General features: G+C 64.7%; 14 protein-coding genes. 8 read left to right on the top strand and 6 right to left on the bottom strand.

Annotated elements, in window-relative coordinates; all coding sequences use genetic code 11:
* Positions 1-26: 26 nt before the first annotated feature.
* The 6 genes from O7632_RS28645 (at position 27) to O7632_RS28670 (ending at position 6,546) form a co-directional block, all read left to right on the top strand.
* Positions 27-500, top strand: coding sequence for a hypothetical protein (locus O7632_RS28645; protein ID WP_278118829.1), 474 nt, complete (start codon positions 27-29; stop codon positions 498-500).
* The gene (locus O7632_RS28650; protein ID WP_278118831.1) at positions 501-2,444 is read left to right on the top strand and encodes an AAA family ATPase; all 1,944 of its coding nucleotides are present in this window, start codon (positions 501-503) and stop codon (positions 2,442-2,444) included.
* Between the two features lie 352 nt (positions 2,445-2,796).
* On the top strand, positions 2,797-4,047 hold the full coding sequence (locus tag O7632_RS28655; RefSeq protein ID WP_278118833.1) for a hypothetical protein: 1,251 nt from the start codon (positions 2,797-2,799) through the stop codon (positions 4,045-4,047).
* Positions 4,048-4,117: 70 nt separating this feature from the next.
* Positions 4,118-5,359 carry an IS701 family transposase gene (locus O7632_RS28660; protein ID WP_278120470.1) on the top strand — a complete coding sequence of 414 codons (1,242 nt, stop codon included), beginning with the start codon at positions 4,118-4,120 and terminating at the stop codon, positions 5,357-5,359.
* 48 nt (positions 5,360-5,407) lie between these two features.
* Positions 5,408-5,629 (top strand): hypothetical protein, encoded by a 222-nt coding sequence (locus tag O7632_RS28665; protein ID WP_278118835.1) that lies wholly within the window; start codon positions 5,408-5,410, stop codon positions 5,627-5,629.
* Complete coding sequence (locus O7632_RS28670) at positions 5,629-6,546, top strand: aminoglycoside phosphotransferase family protein (RefSeq protein ID WP_278118837.1); 918 nt, start codon at positions 5,629-5,631, stop codon at positions 6,544-6,546. The genes O7632_RS28665 and O7632_RS28670 overlap by 1 nt, the downstream gene beginning before the upstream one ends.
* Before the next feature lie 39 nt (positions 6,547-6,585).
* Here the strand turns inward: O7632_RS28670 and O7632_RS28675 are convergent, their stop codons facing one another.
* A complete protein-coding gene (locus O7632_RS28675; RefSeq protein WP_347403608.1) occupies positions 6,586-7,566 on the bottom strand; it encodes a fatty acid desaturase in 981 nt (326 codons plus the stop codon).
* A 139-nt stretch (positions 7,567-7,705) separates the two neighbouring features.
* Positions 7,706-8,998, bottom strand: coding sequence for an MFS transporter (locus O7632_RS28680; protein ID WP_278118841.1), 1,293 nt, complete (start codon positions 8,996-8,998; stop codon positions 7,706-7,708).
* A gap of 103 nt (positions 8,999-9,101) precedes the next feature.
* On the opposite strand from O7632_RS28680, the gene O7632_RS28685 reads away from it, so the two are divergent.
* Positions 9,102-10,265 carry a hypothetical protein gene (locus O7632_RS28685; protein ID WP_278118843.1) on the top strand — a complete coding sequence of 388 codons (1,164 nt, stop codon included), beginning with the start codon at positions 9,102-9,104 and terminating at the stop codon, positions 10,263-10,265.
* On the opposite strand, the gene O7632_RS28690 is transcribed toward O7632_RS28685, so the two are convergent.
* Genes O7632_RS28690 through O7632_RS28700 form a run of 3 tightly spaced genes read right to left on the bottom strand, consistent with a single transcriptional unit; the run spans position 10,255 to position 13,051 of the window.
* Positions 10,255-11,019, bottom strand: a complete 765-nt coding sequence (locus tag O7632_RS28690; RefSeq protein ID WP_278118845.1) for a glycosyltransferase — start codon at positions 11,017-11,019, stop codon at positions 10,255-10,257. The two genes, O7632_RS28685 and O7632_RS28690, sit on opposite strands and share 11 nt — an antisense overlap.
* A 38-nt stretch (positions 11,020-11,057) precedes the next feature.
* The gene (locus O7632_RS28695) at positions 11,058-11,840 is read right to left on the bottom strand and encodes a hypothetical protein (protein WP_278118846.1); all 783 of its coding nucleotides are present in this window, start codon (positions 11,838-11,840) and stop codon (positions 11,058-11,060) included.
* A complete protein-coding gene (locus O7632_RS28700) occupies positions 11,837-13,051 on the bottom strand; it encodes a hypothetical protein (RefSeq protein ID WP_278118848.1) in 1,215 nt (404 codons plus the stop codon). The genes O7632_RS28695 and O7632_RS28700 overlap by 4 nt, the downstream gene beginning before the upstream one ends.
* A gap of 136 nt (positions 13,052-13,187) precedes the next feature.
* Here O7632_RS28700 and O7632_RS28705 point away from each other — a divergent pair, with 136 nt between their 5' ends.
* Positions 13,188-13,385 (top strand): hypothetical protein, encoded by a 198-nt coding sequence (locus O7632_RS28705; protein ID WP_278118850.1) that lies wholly within the window; start codon positions 13,188-13,190, stop codon positions 13,383-13,385.
* A gap of 496 nt (positions 13,386-13,881) precedes the next feature.
* On the opposite strand, the gene O7632_RS28710 is transcribed toward O7632_RS28705, so the two are convergent.
* Positions 13,882-15,741, bottom strand: a complete 1,860-nt coding sequence (locus tag O7632_RS28710; RefSeq protein WP_278120471.1) for a glycoside hydrolase family 13 protein — start codon at positions 15,739-15,741, stop codon at positions 13,882-13,884.
* Positions 15,742-15,777: the final 36 nt, after the last annotated feature.

Consider the following 15,777-nt stretch of genomic DNA (forward strand, 5'->3'; position numbering starts at 1 on the left):
AAGAGAGCTTGTATCACGAGGCCCGCGTGCTCATTCTCATCTGCCAGTTCGCTGATCCGGGCCACGCCTTCCGCGGCCTGACCAAGCTCGCCAAGGTTGACTTTCTGCTCAGGTATCCCGTCATGGCGGAACGCCTGCTGCCGGCGGGAACGCCATGGTCAGGAACCGCACCGACCTCCGACGAGCGTCTAGCGGTGGAGACTCGGATGATCCGGTACAAGTATGGGCCTTGGGACGACCGGTACTACCCCATACTCGGTGCTCTGGTCGGCAAGCGCTTGGCGACGTTCGCGAGCGTCGACGGGGCTACCGAGATCAGACCGACGGACGCCGGCCGAGAACTCAGTGGGCAACTCGAAGCCACGCATCCGTGGACGGTTGTGGCCCAGCGAGCCCGGTTCCTCCGGCAGTACTTCGATCTGCCCGGCCGTGAGCTGAAGGACATGATCTACGAGCGACTGCCGGACGTTGTCGCGCTCCCGCTCAGAAGCGAGATCTAGATGGCCACGAACCTTCGCATAAGGTCGCTCTCGGTTGCTACCAACACTGCGGCACGCTCGTTCGACTTCGCCTCCCCGCTCACCCTCGTCACGGGCACGACCGGCATGGGGAAGTCGACGCTCCTGATGCTCATCAAGCATGCGCTCGGGGGAAACGCCGCCTTGACACCGGCGGTGGTCCAGCACGTCACGCACGTCGACCTAGCCATCCAGGCCGGCGACAACCCCCTGATCCTGCGCCGGCGGGTCGGCACCGACGCAGGGATCGTGGAGATCATCGAGCCTGGGTCGGGCGTCGTGGAGCAAACCTGGCCGGTGAGCCCGACCCCAGCGGACGGGCCGTCGATCTCCCGCTTCCTGCTGGAAGCACTCGGGATACCCGTCGAACGCGTACCGACGAGCCGCATGGGTGTCAACGCGCGTACCACAGCGCTGACCTTCAGGGACGTCTTCCGCTACTGCTACCTCCAGGCGAAGGAGATTGACCGCTCAGTGGTCGGTCACCTCGACCAAAATGTCAATCCCAAGCGCATCGCCACGTTCGAGCTGATGTTCGGTCTCACCGACCCCGAGCTACTCGACCTCAAACGCCGGCGAGGTCTTGAGCGCGACCAAGCCAAACAACTGGAGAAGGACGCCGTCGCGGTCGACCGCTTCATCCGAGAGGCTGGCATCGCTGACCCCGACGAGCTGCGTGCACGGCGTCTACAACTCCTGCAACAGCTCGGAGCGGCCGAGGACGGGCTCCGGGCGATACGAGAAGAGGTCGAGGCCCTGACAGCGGCTGAAGAGGAACGTCGGGGGCGGCTGTCCGCAGCGCTGTCCAATTCGAAAAAGCTTCACGAGGAAGCCGACCTGCTGGCGATGGCGGTACGCGGCAGGGAAGCGGTACTGGCACAGCTGAACCTGGACCTCGCCAAGGCGGAACGGCTCAGCACAGCGGTCGGGCTCCTCTCGCCATTCGAGTTCTCCACCTGTCCTCGATGTATGCAGGAACTCGGGTCGCGCGAGCTCGCCGAGACGGACTGCCTTCTCTGCTGCCAGCCGGTCCAGCCGGTGGACCTGGGCGACATCCAGTCGTCGGCTCAGAACGTCGAGCGGATCCACGACCAGATGGCCGAAACCGAGCAACTGCTACGCAGCGATATCGCAGCCCATGCACAGGCACAACAGGTGGCGGGCCGGGCGGATGCCGAGCTGGAGGTGCTCCACCGTGAGTACGACCAGGCGACCGCAGGGGCCGTATCTCCCCGGATCGAATTAGTTGCGCGGCTAAGCCGCGAGACAGAAGCGCTGCGGCAGCGAGTCGAGGAGACCAACCGGCACGCCGCGATGTGGCGTCGGCTCGACCAGCTTCGCGCACAAGTTGCCCTGCACCGCAAGAACGATCGTCAAATCGCAGTCGACATCACCGAGCGGGAGAAGGCCCTACGGCGTCGAGGCGCTCAACTCGAAGACATCGACGAGGCATTCAAGGAGGAAATCGAACGCATCGGTATACCTGTTGACGGCGTGGCTCGAATCGACCCCACATCTTTCCTGCCGCTGGTCGGCGACACGGCGTTCGAGGATCTCCAGGCGAGTGGCGGCGGAGCCAGCACTGCCCTCAACGTCGCCTACCACCTGACCCTCCTCACGACAGCCATCGACTACCCCGGCGTCCTCCTACCCGACCTTCTGATCATCGACTCGCCACGTAAGGCAATCGGGAACCGGGAACCAGACGTGGCACTTGGCCGGCGCCTATACGCCCGACTGGTGACACTCGCGGAGACCTACGGCAAGAAGATCCAGATAATCGTCGCCGACAACGATATCCCTACCGGCATCGTCAGCACGCATGCGACGATCGATCTCACTTCACAGCACTCGGTCGTTCCTGGAGTTACGAACACCGGGGTCGGCCAGGGGCAACGGGTCGAAGACGTCCAAGGGGAACAGTGACAGCCTGGGCCGGACCCCTCCGCAAGCTGCCGCCTCAACCAAGCCTCCTGCCGGGCACCGGCAACATGCGACCGGCTTCCGCAGAGTCTGCCGCCGCCGGTCATGAGAGGCCTCCGACGACGGCCGGCGGCGCTCCCGCGCTACTGGAAGGGATGCTTCCCGTTGCGGGAACCATCCCCTGCCTCCCCTCTTGACAATCCGTCGTCGACGTATTCCCTGGTGAGGTCAGGAATTGCTCGACGCAGATGGTTGAAGGCGAAATCCACCAGGTGGGATACTATCCAAAATCGATTACCACCACAGGCAGCTCGCGCCACCACGCATCGATCGTGCGCCACACATCGGGGGTGTCATGCAGAACCACCCACTCACCGCAGCACGCGAACGCCTGGGCCTGACCCGCCGGCAACTCGCCGACGCCGTCAACAAGATCCTCTACCCCGACCCCGGACAAGCAGCCCACAGCGCCTTCACCGCCAACTACCTGGGCAAACTCGAAAACGGCAAGATCCGCTACCCCGCCGAGGACTACCGCACCGCCCTCCGCATCGCCCTCAACGCCGACACCGACGACGAACTCGGATTCCGGCCAGCACGCGAGCTGAGGACCACAGTCGCCCTGGTCCGAAGGGTCTACTCCCGATCGTCGAGACATGAGAGTGACCCAGCCGGCGTACTCCCAGGGAACGACATGCGATCCGGGCAGATGCCAGAGCGCGGCGTGGCTGGAGAACCGGACACGAACCGTCGCTCCCTGCTCCAGGGAATCGCGGCGGTCGCTGCCTCGGCCGGTCTGCTCGGCGGCTCCGCCGACGACGGCTCGCGTCGGGTTGGCCACAGCGACATCGACCGGCTCGACGCCGTGATCTCCCTCTACCGATCTATCGACTACGAACGCGGCGGTGGCGCGCTCTACCGCGACGTCGCACACCTGGCCGACTCCGCGTCAGCCATGCTGGACCAGCCCTACCCCTCATCGGTGGGCTCTAGGTTGCTGCGGTCGGTCGCGTCAGTCCGACAACTGGCGGGTTGGACCGCGTTCGACGCCTGCCGACATCTCGATGCACAGAGGCACTTCCTCCTGGCCGAGCGGATGGCGGTCGCCGCGAACGATGTACTGCTCACAGCGCGGGTGCGCTACTGCCAGGCCCGCCAGTTCCAGCACCTGCGCCACAACAAGGACGCGCTGGAGACGCTTCGCCTGGCCCGCGACGAGGTGGGCCGGCAGGTCACCCCGGCTGTCAGCGCGATGCTCCACGGAGCCGAGGCCGCCTCCCTGGCCGCTCTCGGCGACGGGCCGTCGGCAACACGCGCCCTCGGGTCGGCCACAGACGAGTTCGACCGCATCAACCCGGACAACGAACCAGACTGGATGCGCTTCTACGACCGCGGTGAACTCCTCGCCCAGTACGGACGGGTCTACCGCGACCTCGCCCGGAAGGAAGGAAGCGACCGCTACGGTGAGGCCGCAACCCGCACCGTTACTGAAGCGATCGACACGCTAGTACTCCAGCCGGGGATGTTGACCTTGGCTGAGCTGCGGTCTGGTGCGGTGCGGGAACGGGTGCAGCCACCGTCGATCATGGGCGGTTGTGTGGACTGACCATGACGCGGCGGTGGCTGCGGGATACAGGGTAGACGCCCGCCTGTGGCAGGTGTTGTTCGACGACCTGATGGTGACGATCGGGCGTCGTTTCCGCAGACCGGAGCCTCGCCGTCGGGTGCGTGACTTCGTCCGGGGCCTACTGGCGCCGTTACCGTCGAAGAACTGTTGGACGATCGCTGAGCATGCCGGGGACACCAGCCCGGACGGGATGCAGGATCTGCTGACCCGGGTGCGCTGGGACGACGCCGCCGTTCGAGCGGATGTCCGCGAGTTCGTCGGTGAGCACCTCGGTGACACCGAGGCGGTGCTGGTCATCGACGAGACGGGGGACCTGAAGAAGGGCCGGCACACCGTCGGTGTCCAGCGGCAGTACTCAGGCACGGCCGGGAAGATCGAGAACTGCCAGCTCGCCGTGCACCTCGTCTACGCCACCGACACCGCTCACGCGTTACTCGACACCGCGCTCTACCTGCCGAAGTCCTGGTGCGACGACCCCGAACGCCGGACGCGGGCTGGCGTCCCCGAGCAGGTCCGGTTCGCCACGAAGCCGCAACTGGCGTCCCGGATGATCACCACCGCGGTCACCGCCGGACTGCCGTGTCGATGGGTGGCCGGCGACGAGGCCTACGGCGGCGATCCGCGCCTGGCAGCCCAACTCCGTGGGCTGCGACTGGGCTACGTCCTGGCCGTGGCCTGCTCCCACCAGGTGACCACCGGTCTCGGCGTCCACCGCGTCGACGCCCTCGCCGCCGCTCTTCCCACCACCGCCTGGCACCGGATCTCCGCCGGCAGGGGCGCGAAAGGCCACCGCTGGTACGACTGGGCATTCATCGCACTGCCACACGCCGCCGACGCCCACGGCGGACATCACTGGCTGCTGATCCGCCGCAACCGCAGAACCGGCGAGCTGGCCTTCTACCGCTGCTGGGCACCCGACACCGTTCCGCTCCGCAGCCTCGTCACCGTCGCCGGCCGCCGATGGAAGATCGAAGAGTCGTTCCAGGCCGCGAAGACCGGACTAGGCCTGGACCAGCACCAACACCGCCGCTGGACATCCTGGCACCGCTGGACGACCCTGGCGATCCTCGCCCACGCCTTCCTCGCCGCCGCGACCACGCACCGCAGCCGCCCCGACCCGGCCGGGTTGATCGCACTGACCGTCAACGAACTACGTCACCTGTTCAACGTCCTGATCATCGAACCCACCCGCCGCCACCGCGACCCGCTGCTCTGGTCCATACGCCGACGCCGTCACCAGGCACGAGCCAAAACCAGCCACTACACCCGACAAGCCCTCACTGAGCCATGATCACGATCCCCGGCTGGAGTACTAGGGTCACAGAACATACGGAGCAGTGTGCTCAGCGGCGTCAGCTTGTGCAGCTCACTGTTCCTGGCAGACGAACCCGACGAGGCAGTAACCGTCGGCGCCCGCGTCATCGAACAAGCCCGGCAGCTCAGCTCACCACGCATCCTGGACCGCATCCACAACCTCCGACGGGATCTCAAGCGCCACGAGCACCTGTCCACCGTCGGCGACTTCTCCCGCACCGTAGCTGCGATAGGCGTAGGCAGCTGATGACCGGATCGGCCGGACGGTTCACCGAGCAGACGATGAGAGCAGCGATGCACCAGATCGCCGCCCAACTCGGCGTCGCCGCCAGCGACGCCCAACTCCTACGGCTGACCAACAACGCCGTGTACGCGTTCCCCTCGGCCGGCCTCGTCATCCGCATCACCCGATCCCACGCCCTACACGACCGGACGCTGAAGGTCGCTCGCCTGGCAACCTGGTTCGCAGCAGTCGACGCCCCGACCATCCGCCTCGCCCCCGACGTCAGCCAGCCGGTACGGGTCGGCAACCTCTCTGCAACGGTGTGGCGGCTCGTCGCTCCCACGCCACGACCGCCGACCGTCGAGGAACTCGGTCAGGTACTCCGCGAGTTCCACGCCCTGGGCCTGCCGCTGTTCCCGCTACCCGAATGGGACCCGGTCGGCGACGTCCTTACCCGTCTCACCGACGCGGAAGCCCTGAACCCCGACGACCGAGACTTCCTGCTGGATTGGTGCGATCGGCTCGCACCACGCATCGCGGACCTGAACGCCCAGGCTCGCGGCCTGGTCCACGCCGACGCCCACGTCGGCAACCTGCTCCGCGAAGCCGACGGCCGCGTAGTCCTCTGCGACTTTGACCCGACCTGCATCGGCCCATGGCAGGTTGACCTGGCCGCCGTCCCCGTCGGGGAAATCCACTTCGGCCGGGCCGGCGCACACCAAGCCCTCACTTCGGCGTACGGCTACGACGTCACCACCGACCCCGCCTGGCCGACCCTCCGCGAAGCCCGTGAACTCAAAATGATCGCCGCCGCCGTACCCCTACTGGCCAGCACCCCCGGCGTCGGCGACGAGTTCGCCGTCCGCCTGGCCTCCGTCCGCGACAAAGACGACACCGTACGCTGGACCCCCTTCGCCGACCTCGTTGGTCGAGCCGGGTAGAACTCCATCGTTGCAGACCATCTCATCGCCGCATCCATCTCAGACTACTGGCTTCGCGTGCTGGGATAGCCGCCGCAACCTGCCTTTGCTCGGCCATCGCACGTCGTGCGCCCAGCCAAGGCGTTCGAAGAGCCAGATGAGCCGCGCCGAGACGTCGACTTGGCCGCGCAGGACGCCATGCCGCGCAGAGGACGGGTCAGCGTGGTGCATGTTGTGCCACGATTCACCCATCGACAGCAGCGCCAACGGCCAAAAATTGGCCGATCTGTCCCTGCTACGGAATGGCCGGGACCCAACCATGTGGCAAATCGAGTTCACCGACCAGGTAACATGATGTTGAAATGCGATCCGCCCCAGCCCTGCCCAGATAAATCCAGTAAGCGCACCGCGCCAGGAATGCGAGATAAGGCCACCGACGGCTGCGGGGAGCAGCACGCTGAGGGAAACCCAGAGGAAGAACAACCGGTCCACCACGAGCAAGTCGCGGTCGGCAGCCAGATCAGGTGCGTAACGGTCGATGTTCGTCCGCTCCCGGCCGAACATCCAGCCCATGTGCGCATGCCAGAATCCCTTCATCAGCGCAACCGGCGACGTCCCGAAAATCCAGGGTGAATGTGGGTCGCCAGCCTGATCCGAAAACGCGTGGTGGCGACGATGATCGGCAGCCCACGGGATCACCGAGCCCTGGGCGGCGAACCCGCCTGCCACGGCAAGGGCAATGCGCAGCCCTCGGCTCGCCCGAAAGGACCGGTGCGTGAAGAGGCGGTGATAGCCGACAGTCACGCCGATCATGGAAACCACGTAGAGGACGGTGGACATCGCCAGGTCGGTCCACCCGAATCCCCAGCCCCAAATCCAGGGTATTGCGACCGCAGGTACCACAAGCGGTACAATGAGAAAGATCCGGATGGTCCATAGCTCCGACCGGCCTGCCTGATGGGAAATGATCGGCTTAACGGTTGGCATCGAAGAATCCGGCGAACACGGATCAACGTTAGATATGGTCATCGATACACCCATCTCAGCCCATGCACCGACACGGCGGCCAGGCGGTACGATGTTTTCCGGGACAACAGCTTAGCACACCGCCCGGCGCGGCAATTATCTCGCAAAGCGGCGGAGATCAGTTCAAAATGTACCCAAGGATCAGATTGAGCGATCATCGGACCGATGCGATCTGGGCAACTAGAATTGCCCCGCTCACGGCCACAATACTCGACAGGCCGTATAACATAGGATAACCGCTTCCGGCAGTCACAATGGGTGCTGCTATCGCGGGGGCGAGCACCTGCGGCAACGAGCTAGCGATGTTAAGTGTACCCATGCTTTGACCGCGCGAATCGGATGCTGGAAGCACCTGAGTAATAAGCGCAAAATCCACCGAAGTATAAATTCCGAAACCAATGCCGAGCGCGAATGCGCAAGCCACCACCACAGGCCAGGTTGGACGGATGGCAATCATTGCCGACGCGGCCGCCATTACAAGGCTTGACGCGACAACAAAGACCTTACGCCGGCCCAGCTTGTCCGAGGCGTAGCCGGCGAGCACCACGGACAGAACGACTGCTGCGAGATTCACGCTGCCGAGCAACAAAACCCCTTTTTCGGCGTTAACGACGTGTAGCTCATCGCGCAAGAAATAGAGAGTGTAAGTTAATGCCAAAGCATTACTCAGATTAATCAGTAACCGTGCCAACCAAGCCCAGGAGAAGTCCGGGAAACGCCGAGGATCGATCCAGAATCCGGCCACGAAGCTACGGAGATCTGAGCCTCGGCGCGCTGGGCCGTACCCCAGTTTCAGGCGCCGGTCAGCCAGGAGAAGAGGTGTTACCAATATAGCCAGGAAGGCTGCGCATGCGAAATAGCCGAACACGCCTGGGAATATGGTGGCGAGCAGCGCGGCGAACGCGATGCCGACAACCTGCGACAAACCGATGTAGCCGGCCACCGCACCGCGCTTTCGGTCCGGAACACGGTCCGGGACGAGTGCACTCAGCGCCGACCAAGAAGCGTTAAGCGCCGCCTGCACGGCACACCAGAGGACGGCAACCTGCACCACATCACGCGCGAGACCCAGCGCCACCAACCCGGCGAGACCCAGCAGCGTACCGCCCGTGATCCACGGCAGACGTGGACCTGACCGCGACACGGTCCGGTCAGAGAACGCACCGGCGATCGGATTGACAAACATCGAGATCAAGGCACCGACGGACAGGACCCAGGCCAGCGCTCCCTCCTTATTGCCTGGTGCCAGGTGTTCGAGCTGGTTGGGAAGCAGAATCTGTATAGGCCCGAATAGCGCGGTCGCGGTGCCGGACCAAGCGAGACAGAAGGTAAGCAGCCAGCACCGGTCTTGCCGACCGAAGAAGCCCTGCTCTGAGGTGGGGACCTTCATGCCACGTCCGACGCCACAATCGGACATCGACACATCATCACGGATGTAGTGAACCATATAGCCAGCACCGACGCAACAGTTGAACCTCGCGGCATGGCAACAGTTTTAAGGCAGAAGACGAGACTCGAAAAGACGGGAATCTTTGTCTATACTCACACTCATGACTCGACTTGAGCCCGCGAAACGCATTGTGATCGCCACCGCTCCTTTCGGAAATGGTCATACCGCCGCCGCTAGAGCAATCGCCGATGCCCTGCGGAGCACCTGGCCGAAAGCCGCAGTTGACATCATCGATGTCGCAGCCGGGCTGTATCGGAAAATTCCTTTGGGTTCCGGAATGCGCCGGTTCTACCGATGCGCCTCGACCAAGTGGAACGGCGTTCTTCATCGCGCCATATATTGGGCCTTTGATCGGCTGCCCGCCCCGCTCGCCCGGTGTACCGACCTGCTGTGGGGCCGCCGGATCTTCCGCGCAATCCGGCGACCAGGGGAACCGGATCTCGTAGTGGCGACCTATTCGACGATAGGGTTCATCCTGCGCCGCAGGATGCCGCCAACGGTGCCGGTCGTAAACTACGTCACCGATGCGGGCCGCGCGAACCGAATCTGGTTCGAGGGATCCGTCGACGCATACCTGGTTATCGACGAGGCTGTCGCCCATCGCGCAGCGTCCTGCGGTGTTGACCGCAGCCGGATACACGTAGTCGGCCTGCCTACCCCACTACCTCGGCTCCCGATGCCGACCAAGAAGCAAGCACGCGACCTGCTCGGGATAGCGGAGCACGAATTTGTCGTACTCTTCACGGCCGGAGGTGCTGGGCTCGGTTCTGGCGTGCTGCGGACCGCCCAGTTGATCATAGGGCATGGATTGGATGTGTTTGCAATACTCAATGCTGGCGATAACGCACGTCTGTACCGGTGCTTCCGCGAACTGGCTGCCAAGGGCCGCGGGCTGGCGACCGAGCTCATCGAAGACCTGTCCGTCCCTCTGATCGCGTGCGATCTCGTCGTCGGCAAGGCCGGAATGATGACTCTCGCTGAGGCAACTGCCGCCGGACGGCCGACCCTGATTGTTGACGTCATTCCTGGACAGGAGAGTGGGAATGCGCGGCTGGCCGTCGACATTGGCTCGGCATTGATCACGTCGCCGGAGGACGCGGTGCGCCGCGTCGCTGGGTACCTCGGGAGCCGAACGCTCATCGACGAGCACTTCGCCGTCGAGCGCGCCCGGTGCCAGCTCGACGGATGGGCGTCACGATGCACCGATTCGCTAGCTGAGGTGGCGGCTTGGCAGCAAACGCGGGCTACGACTCCTATGTCCTAAGATCTCGAGGGTACCTTCTGCGCCCAGGCTCGGCATGGGCGCCAAATGCGTAATCGATCTCGCCTAACGCATACGTCCTACGACTCAGCCGACGCGCCAGATCGATCACCAGGTAGCGCCAGAACAGCCTGGCCGAGGCGGCGATCGGGAGGTCGAACCGACGTGTCGAGTAGATCAGCCATGGTCGCGCGTACAGGCTTACGCTATACCCGGCTGCGAACAGGTCGTCCGAGAGGACGAAGTCCTCGGATATCGCCAGGTCGTTGCGATATCCTCCGATTTCCGTGAATGCCCTTCTGCTTACCAGGGTGGCGAATCCCGGCAGGGCGGCGCGGCCAAACAGATTCATAAAACGGAGGTACCACCAGGACACCCGAGTCCCCGCACGCAGGTACCATTTGAACGAGTCGGCGTAGAAATTGAACGCCGCCGCGTTCGGATTGTCACGCATTATGATCTGGCGAACGTGGGCAAGAAACCCGTCCGGCAAGATTCCGTCGGCGTCGAGGAACAGAATCCAGTCACCCGCCCCCGCAGAGGCCCCGGCGTTTCGGGCCGCACCGATGCCCCGCGGTGCATGGACGACGGTCAGCTCTGGCATCATCCCACTGGCCGCCCGCCCCTCCGGCACCTCCTCCCGGTCGTAAACTACGAAGATTCGCGTCCGAGTGAGATTCTGCTCTACGACCGAGTCGAGCAGATGCTCGAGCCAAGCACCGTCGCGGTAGGTCGGAATAACGACGTCGAGCAGCACGCCAAGCGACTCATCGCGGCTGGTACGGTCTCCATCCGTCATGCCCGCCGCCCGCGCGTCGAGTGCGGGAACAGCTTGTGGACAGCTTGATCGAGGAAGAACTCCCAATGAAAGACAGCATAACTGCTGAGCACATTCATCTGTTGCCTCCTTGGATTTATCCGGGGGTCGAGGGTAGCCAATTGAAGCGCCATCGGCGACATGCACTTTCGTATAGTGCCCTGGTCGTAATGCGTCATTCGGGCAGTCACCTCGTGCGCCGTCGACCCAGCCGCCAGCGCTCGCCAGATCGCCCGCCATTTGATGTCACCGAACAGCACATTTCGTATCGGCAGGAGGTTGGGCCGGGGCAGAAAGGCCTTGATCGCGCTGTCAACATGGGATCGTCGCGCTGCGGCGGCCTCGACAGCCCTGGCGATTTCCTCGACGCTCGACTCCTTAGAGCAGTAGGACCGCACACCGAACTCCTGATGCGCCAGCACCAGGTGCAATGCCCGGTTGGGATCACCACTGGTCCATATCACGGCGGCAGGTACCCGGTCCAGCGTGGATGCGTAGAGTAAGGTTGCAAGGCCGCTCTGATTGTATGGTTCGAGCTCAGACAGCGAGTTCCTCGCTGCCTCTCGGACCGCGTTATAAGTCTCAGACAAAGCCCGGTAGAGCACGTCGACCACGACCACGTCGTAGCTCCGCTCCCTTAGACGGCTGTTTGCCTCATCCGGGGTCAGCGCCAGCTCCACGTCGTGATGGAAGCCCTCCGCCAGCTTCTCGCAGATGAGGCCCGCGTACTGCCGATGATCCTCGACTACCAGTACCCTCACCTGCGGACCTGCCATCCATGCGAGGTGCTGGAGATGGTCACCCGGGCCGCCTTCCGCTTCGAATCTGACGTCGTAGCTTCCAGGATGAGGTCTCCTCCCGCCCGACGCAACGCCTCCCTCAGCTTGAACAGGCTGCCGGTCGGGTCGTCGGCCGCTCGCAGCGGAAATGGTGGAGCGTTGTCTGCAACCTCCAGATACACAAGGCCAGCATCGGCCCGAAAGTCGATCCAGACGCATGTAGCCCCGTGGGTGATAGAATTCTTTAGAAGATCACCGAGCGCCCTACTAAGGAGGGCTCCGGTAGGTTGTGCAACCGTCATTACGTCTACCTGCGGGACCGTCTGGACAGAAACCACCTGTCGGATTCGTCGAATGTGCAAACCGATCACTTCCGCTACCGAAACATACTGCTGAGCCACCGACAGTCTCATACGTTCCTCTAGAACCGAATGAGACAATTCCTTGAGCGCTTTGACTACCTCGTCAGGCCGCTGATCACGGTAACCCATCTCCGCCAGTCGCAGTCCTGTCTCAATGTCGCTGTGCAGGTAGCCGAACTGCCGGTCGTACTCCTTGCGCAGCAACTCGGCCTGCGACGCAGCCGCCCGCCGGCAGATCCGGCCGATCGCCTCTCCCGCCGCCCACATTCCGCCCACCATTATGGCTTGCGCCAAGGTGCCTCGGATATTGTTCGATGTGATCACACCATTCACGACCCGCATGACAACCAATGGCTCCAGCGCGATAGTCACAGCAATGGCGCCCTTAATCCAGAAGCTGATCGGCTTATACTGATTTCCGATCCAAGGATAAAAGGCAGCGATTGCCACTGGAGAGACGGGATAGCCGCAGAGCTGCGGACATACAGGACTAATGCCGTAGTCGCCGGGTGGCACGAAGCTGGCCATCAAGATAGGCATCGAGAACACCGGGGCGAACCAGAGCAGCGGCCAGAATGAGCCCCGATAGAAAGGGCCGCCGAAACGGGCCGTTACAGCTGCGACGACCAAGTGCAGGATTGCGAAGAGAATCATGAACGCTTGTTCGTTTCGAGACAATTTGTCGGCATTGACAGTGCTAAAAATGGCGAAAGCTTGAATGACGAACGCAACCGACTCAACCCTGCCGACCAGCGACCGGATAGTCGTTCGAGTCATCTCGGTATTAAGCGGTACCGGCGACCGCCCGGAGGGCGGAAACGCTTCGGCCATCGAGTCGGAAACCTCCATAATATCAGCTCGATCAGGAACAAGTGTTCTCGATCTGGCACCCCGATCTCGGGATCATTCCAGATAGCACAACGAAGCGACGGTGGTGAAACGCTGGCGCAGTCCGAGGGAGTGGGCGATGCGAAAGATCAAACGCAGTGTGAGTCGCGCGGTTGAAGTGGATACTACCGCCGGGCGGCCCGATCAGCACCGGGTCCGCACGTCGATCTTCTTGATGGAAGGTGAGGGCCGGATGCTCGCACTGACGCTCAAGATCGTCACCGCAGCGGGCACGTTGCTCAACGGAGTGGCCGCCCTGATCCGGGCCCTGCACTGAAGAAGAAGCACCAGCACAGGGAGCGCAGCCTCGGTCGGTGGCCGCGACGACTCCGACCGAGGCGTTCCCGTCAAACGGGTGGTTGTGACCCCACCGTCGCGACACCGGGTCCGCCCGCCGTACGCGCCGTCGTTGCGTGGCCCCCGTCTGCGGAGTCTCGCTGTACGCGTCGCGCGCCGAAATCTCGGCGGTGCGCCCGGGAACCCGAGCCTGCCACCCCGGAATCCGTCGCACCGAGGGCAGACTTCTGCTGTTTCGATACGACGACACGCAGGCCTAGCGCCGCGCGCTTCTTTCGAAATCGCCTGCACCCGCATCCCGACGAAGTCTTGCTTGGAGCCGTGCCGGGTAGGCAGGCGCTGACCCGATCACCCCAGGCCGGCTGGCCAGCGCGCTACTGTGGACACGCTCCACCTACTGCTCGTCCCGGGCAGAGTGGGCTTGCGTGAGCGACCGGTAGGCGTTTGGGTGTTCTCGAGTGCCACTGGCCAGGGGGTCAGTGGAGGTGCCAGAGTTGGAAGGTGGGGCCGTCGGACGGCAAGGTCAGGGTGCCGTCGGCGGCCGGGCGTAGCGGTGGTGCGCCACCGTACAGGTTGACCAGTGCCGGAGCAGTGGCGTCCGGCGGGGCCACCAGACCGGTCAACCGGATCGGAGCACCCGACGCACGCCGGGCCAACGCCAACACCGACCCGGTCGGCGACTCCCGCAGGTAGACCAGGGCGTCGTCATCGGCGTACACCCAACGAAGGCCGCCATGCCGCAGCTCCGGAACCTCCCGACGCAACGCCACCAACGCCCGGTACACCCCGAACGTCGCCTCGTCCCACGGGCCCGGCCGATCCCACGGCATCGGCGTCCGCGAACCCTCCCCGTTCTCCCCCCGCAACCCCAACTCATCCCCAGCGAACACCATCGGCGTCCCCGGCAGGGTGAACTGCAACCCGGCCGCCACCTCCTGCCGACCCGCGTCCCCCACCACCGTCCGCACCCGGGCCGAATCATGCGAGCCGAGCAGCTGCCACGAATGCACCAACGACCGCCACGACACCAACGCCCCGAACGCCCGCATCGTCGCCAACGCCGCCGACCCGGACCGGGCCGGCACCCCACCCGGTACGCCGAGGAAGTCCGGCAACTCCAACGATGATGACCGCAGCCAGCTCCACACCGGCCGGGTGAAGCCGGCGTAGTTCATCGTGCCGTGCCAACCATCGGCGTCCAGGTCACGGGTGAAGTCGTGCCCGTGCTCGGCGACGATCAGCCCGGCCGGCCGGGTGTCGGCGACCGCCCGGCGCAGCAGCGCTGCCACCTCCAGGGTGTGCGCGTCGGCCCCGCGCCGGCCGGTCATGTTGGCCACGTCGATCCGCCAACCGTCCAACCCGTACGGCGGCAGCAGCCACCGCCGCGCCACCGAGGCTGGCCCATCGACGAAGCGTCGCCGCAGCTCAGCGCTGCCCCAGTTGAGTTTCGGCAGCGACTTCACGCCCAGCCACGACTCGTAGTCGCCGTCGTCGCCGAAGTAGTACAGCTCCCGCTCCGGCGACGATACGTCCGACACGGCGGCGGTGAACCACGGGTGGGCGTCGCCGGTGTGGTTGCTGGTGATGTCGCCGAGCAGCCGCCACCCGCGAGCGTGCACCGCCGCCGACAGCCGCGCCAAAGCCTCGTCGCCGCCGAGCAGCGGGTCGACGTGGTCGAACGCGGCGGCGTCGTACCGATGATTGGACCGGGCCGGGAAGATCGGCGTCAGGTAGACGGTGTTGACGCCGAGCCGCTCCAGGTGGTCGAGCCGCTCCCGGATGCCGTCCAGGTCGCCGCCGTAGAACTGGTACGGCGTCTCCGGCCCGCGCCCGACGACCGGGGTGTCCCAGTCGCACCGGATCGCCCACTCCGGCAGCTCCCGCCCGTCAGCAGCATGCGACCGGGCGAACCGGTCCGGGAAGATCTGGTAGATCACCGCGTCGGCGGCCCAGGCCGGCGGCGCATCGTGGGTGACGAGTCGGAAGTCGGTCGCGTCCGGCACGTCGTGGTCGACCTCGCCGACCCCGGTCAACCAGCGCCGCCCACCACCGCCGCCACCAGCAGACCCGCCAGCAGCAGACCCGGCCGGGCCGTCGCCGCCGGCCAGCAGAAAACGGTACGGCGTGACCGGGTTACGGGCCTCCACCTCGCCCCGCCACCACACGTCCCCGTTCGGATCGTGCCGGTCGACCACCGCCTCGGTGAAGCACGGCTCACCGTCGGCTGTGGAGCGTACCCACAGGTTGTCGACCGGCCGCGCACCCGCCGGCACCCGGACGAAGACCGGCAACCGATCACCCAGGTTTACCCCGGCGGCGGCACCCGGCGCATACAACGCTGATCCGTCGTGATGCGCCTCGAACAGCTGACC

The sequence above is a fragment of the Solwaraspora sp. WMMD406 genome (assembly GCF_029626025.1).
In the GTDB taxonomy this organism is placed as follows: Bacteria; Actinomycetota; Actinomycetes; order Mycobacteriales; family Micromonosporaceae; genus Micromonospora_E.

Bases quoted from the DNA above. Each gene is read 5' to 3' on its own strand.
- O7632_RS28670 (WP_278118837.1), top strand. From the start codon at position 5,629: ATGACCGGATCGGCCGGACGGTTCACCGAGCAGACGATGAGAGCAGCG.
- O7632_RS28675 (WP_347403608.1), bottom strand. From the start codon at position 7,566: ATGGGTGTATCGATGACCATATCTAACGTTGATCCGTGTTCGCCGGAT.
- O7632_RS28705 (WP_278118850.1), top strand. From the start codon at position 13,188: ATGCGAAAGATCAAACGCAGTGTGAGTCGCGCGGTTGAAGTGGATACT.
- O7632_RS28680 (WP_278118841.1), bottom strand. From the start codon at position 8,998: ATGGTTCACTACATCCGTGATGATGTGTCGATGTCCGATTGTGGCGTC.
- O7632_RS28660 (WP_278120470.1), top strand. From the start codon at position 4,118: ATGGTGACGATCGGGCGTCGTTTCCGCAGACCGGAGCCTCGCCGTCGG.
- O7632_RS28685 (WP_278118843.1), top strand. From the start codon at position 9,102: ATGACTCGACTTGAGCCCGCGAAACGCATTGTGATCGCCACCGCTCCT.
- O7632_RS28700 (WP_278118848.1), bottom strand. From the start codon at position 13,051: ATGGCCGAAGCGTTTCCGCCCTCCGGGCGGTCGCCGGTACCGCTTAAT.
- O7632_RS28650 (WP_278118831.1), top strand. From the start codon at position 501: ATGGCCACGAACCTTCGCATAAGGTCGCTCTCGGTTGCTACCAACACT.
- O7632_RS28655 (WP_278118833.1), top strand. From the start codon at position 2,797: ATGCAGAACCACCCACTCACCGCAGCACGCGAACGCCTGGGCCTGACC.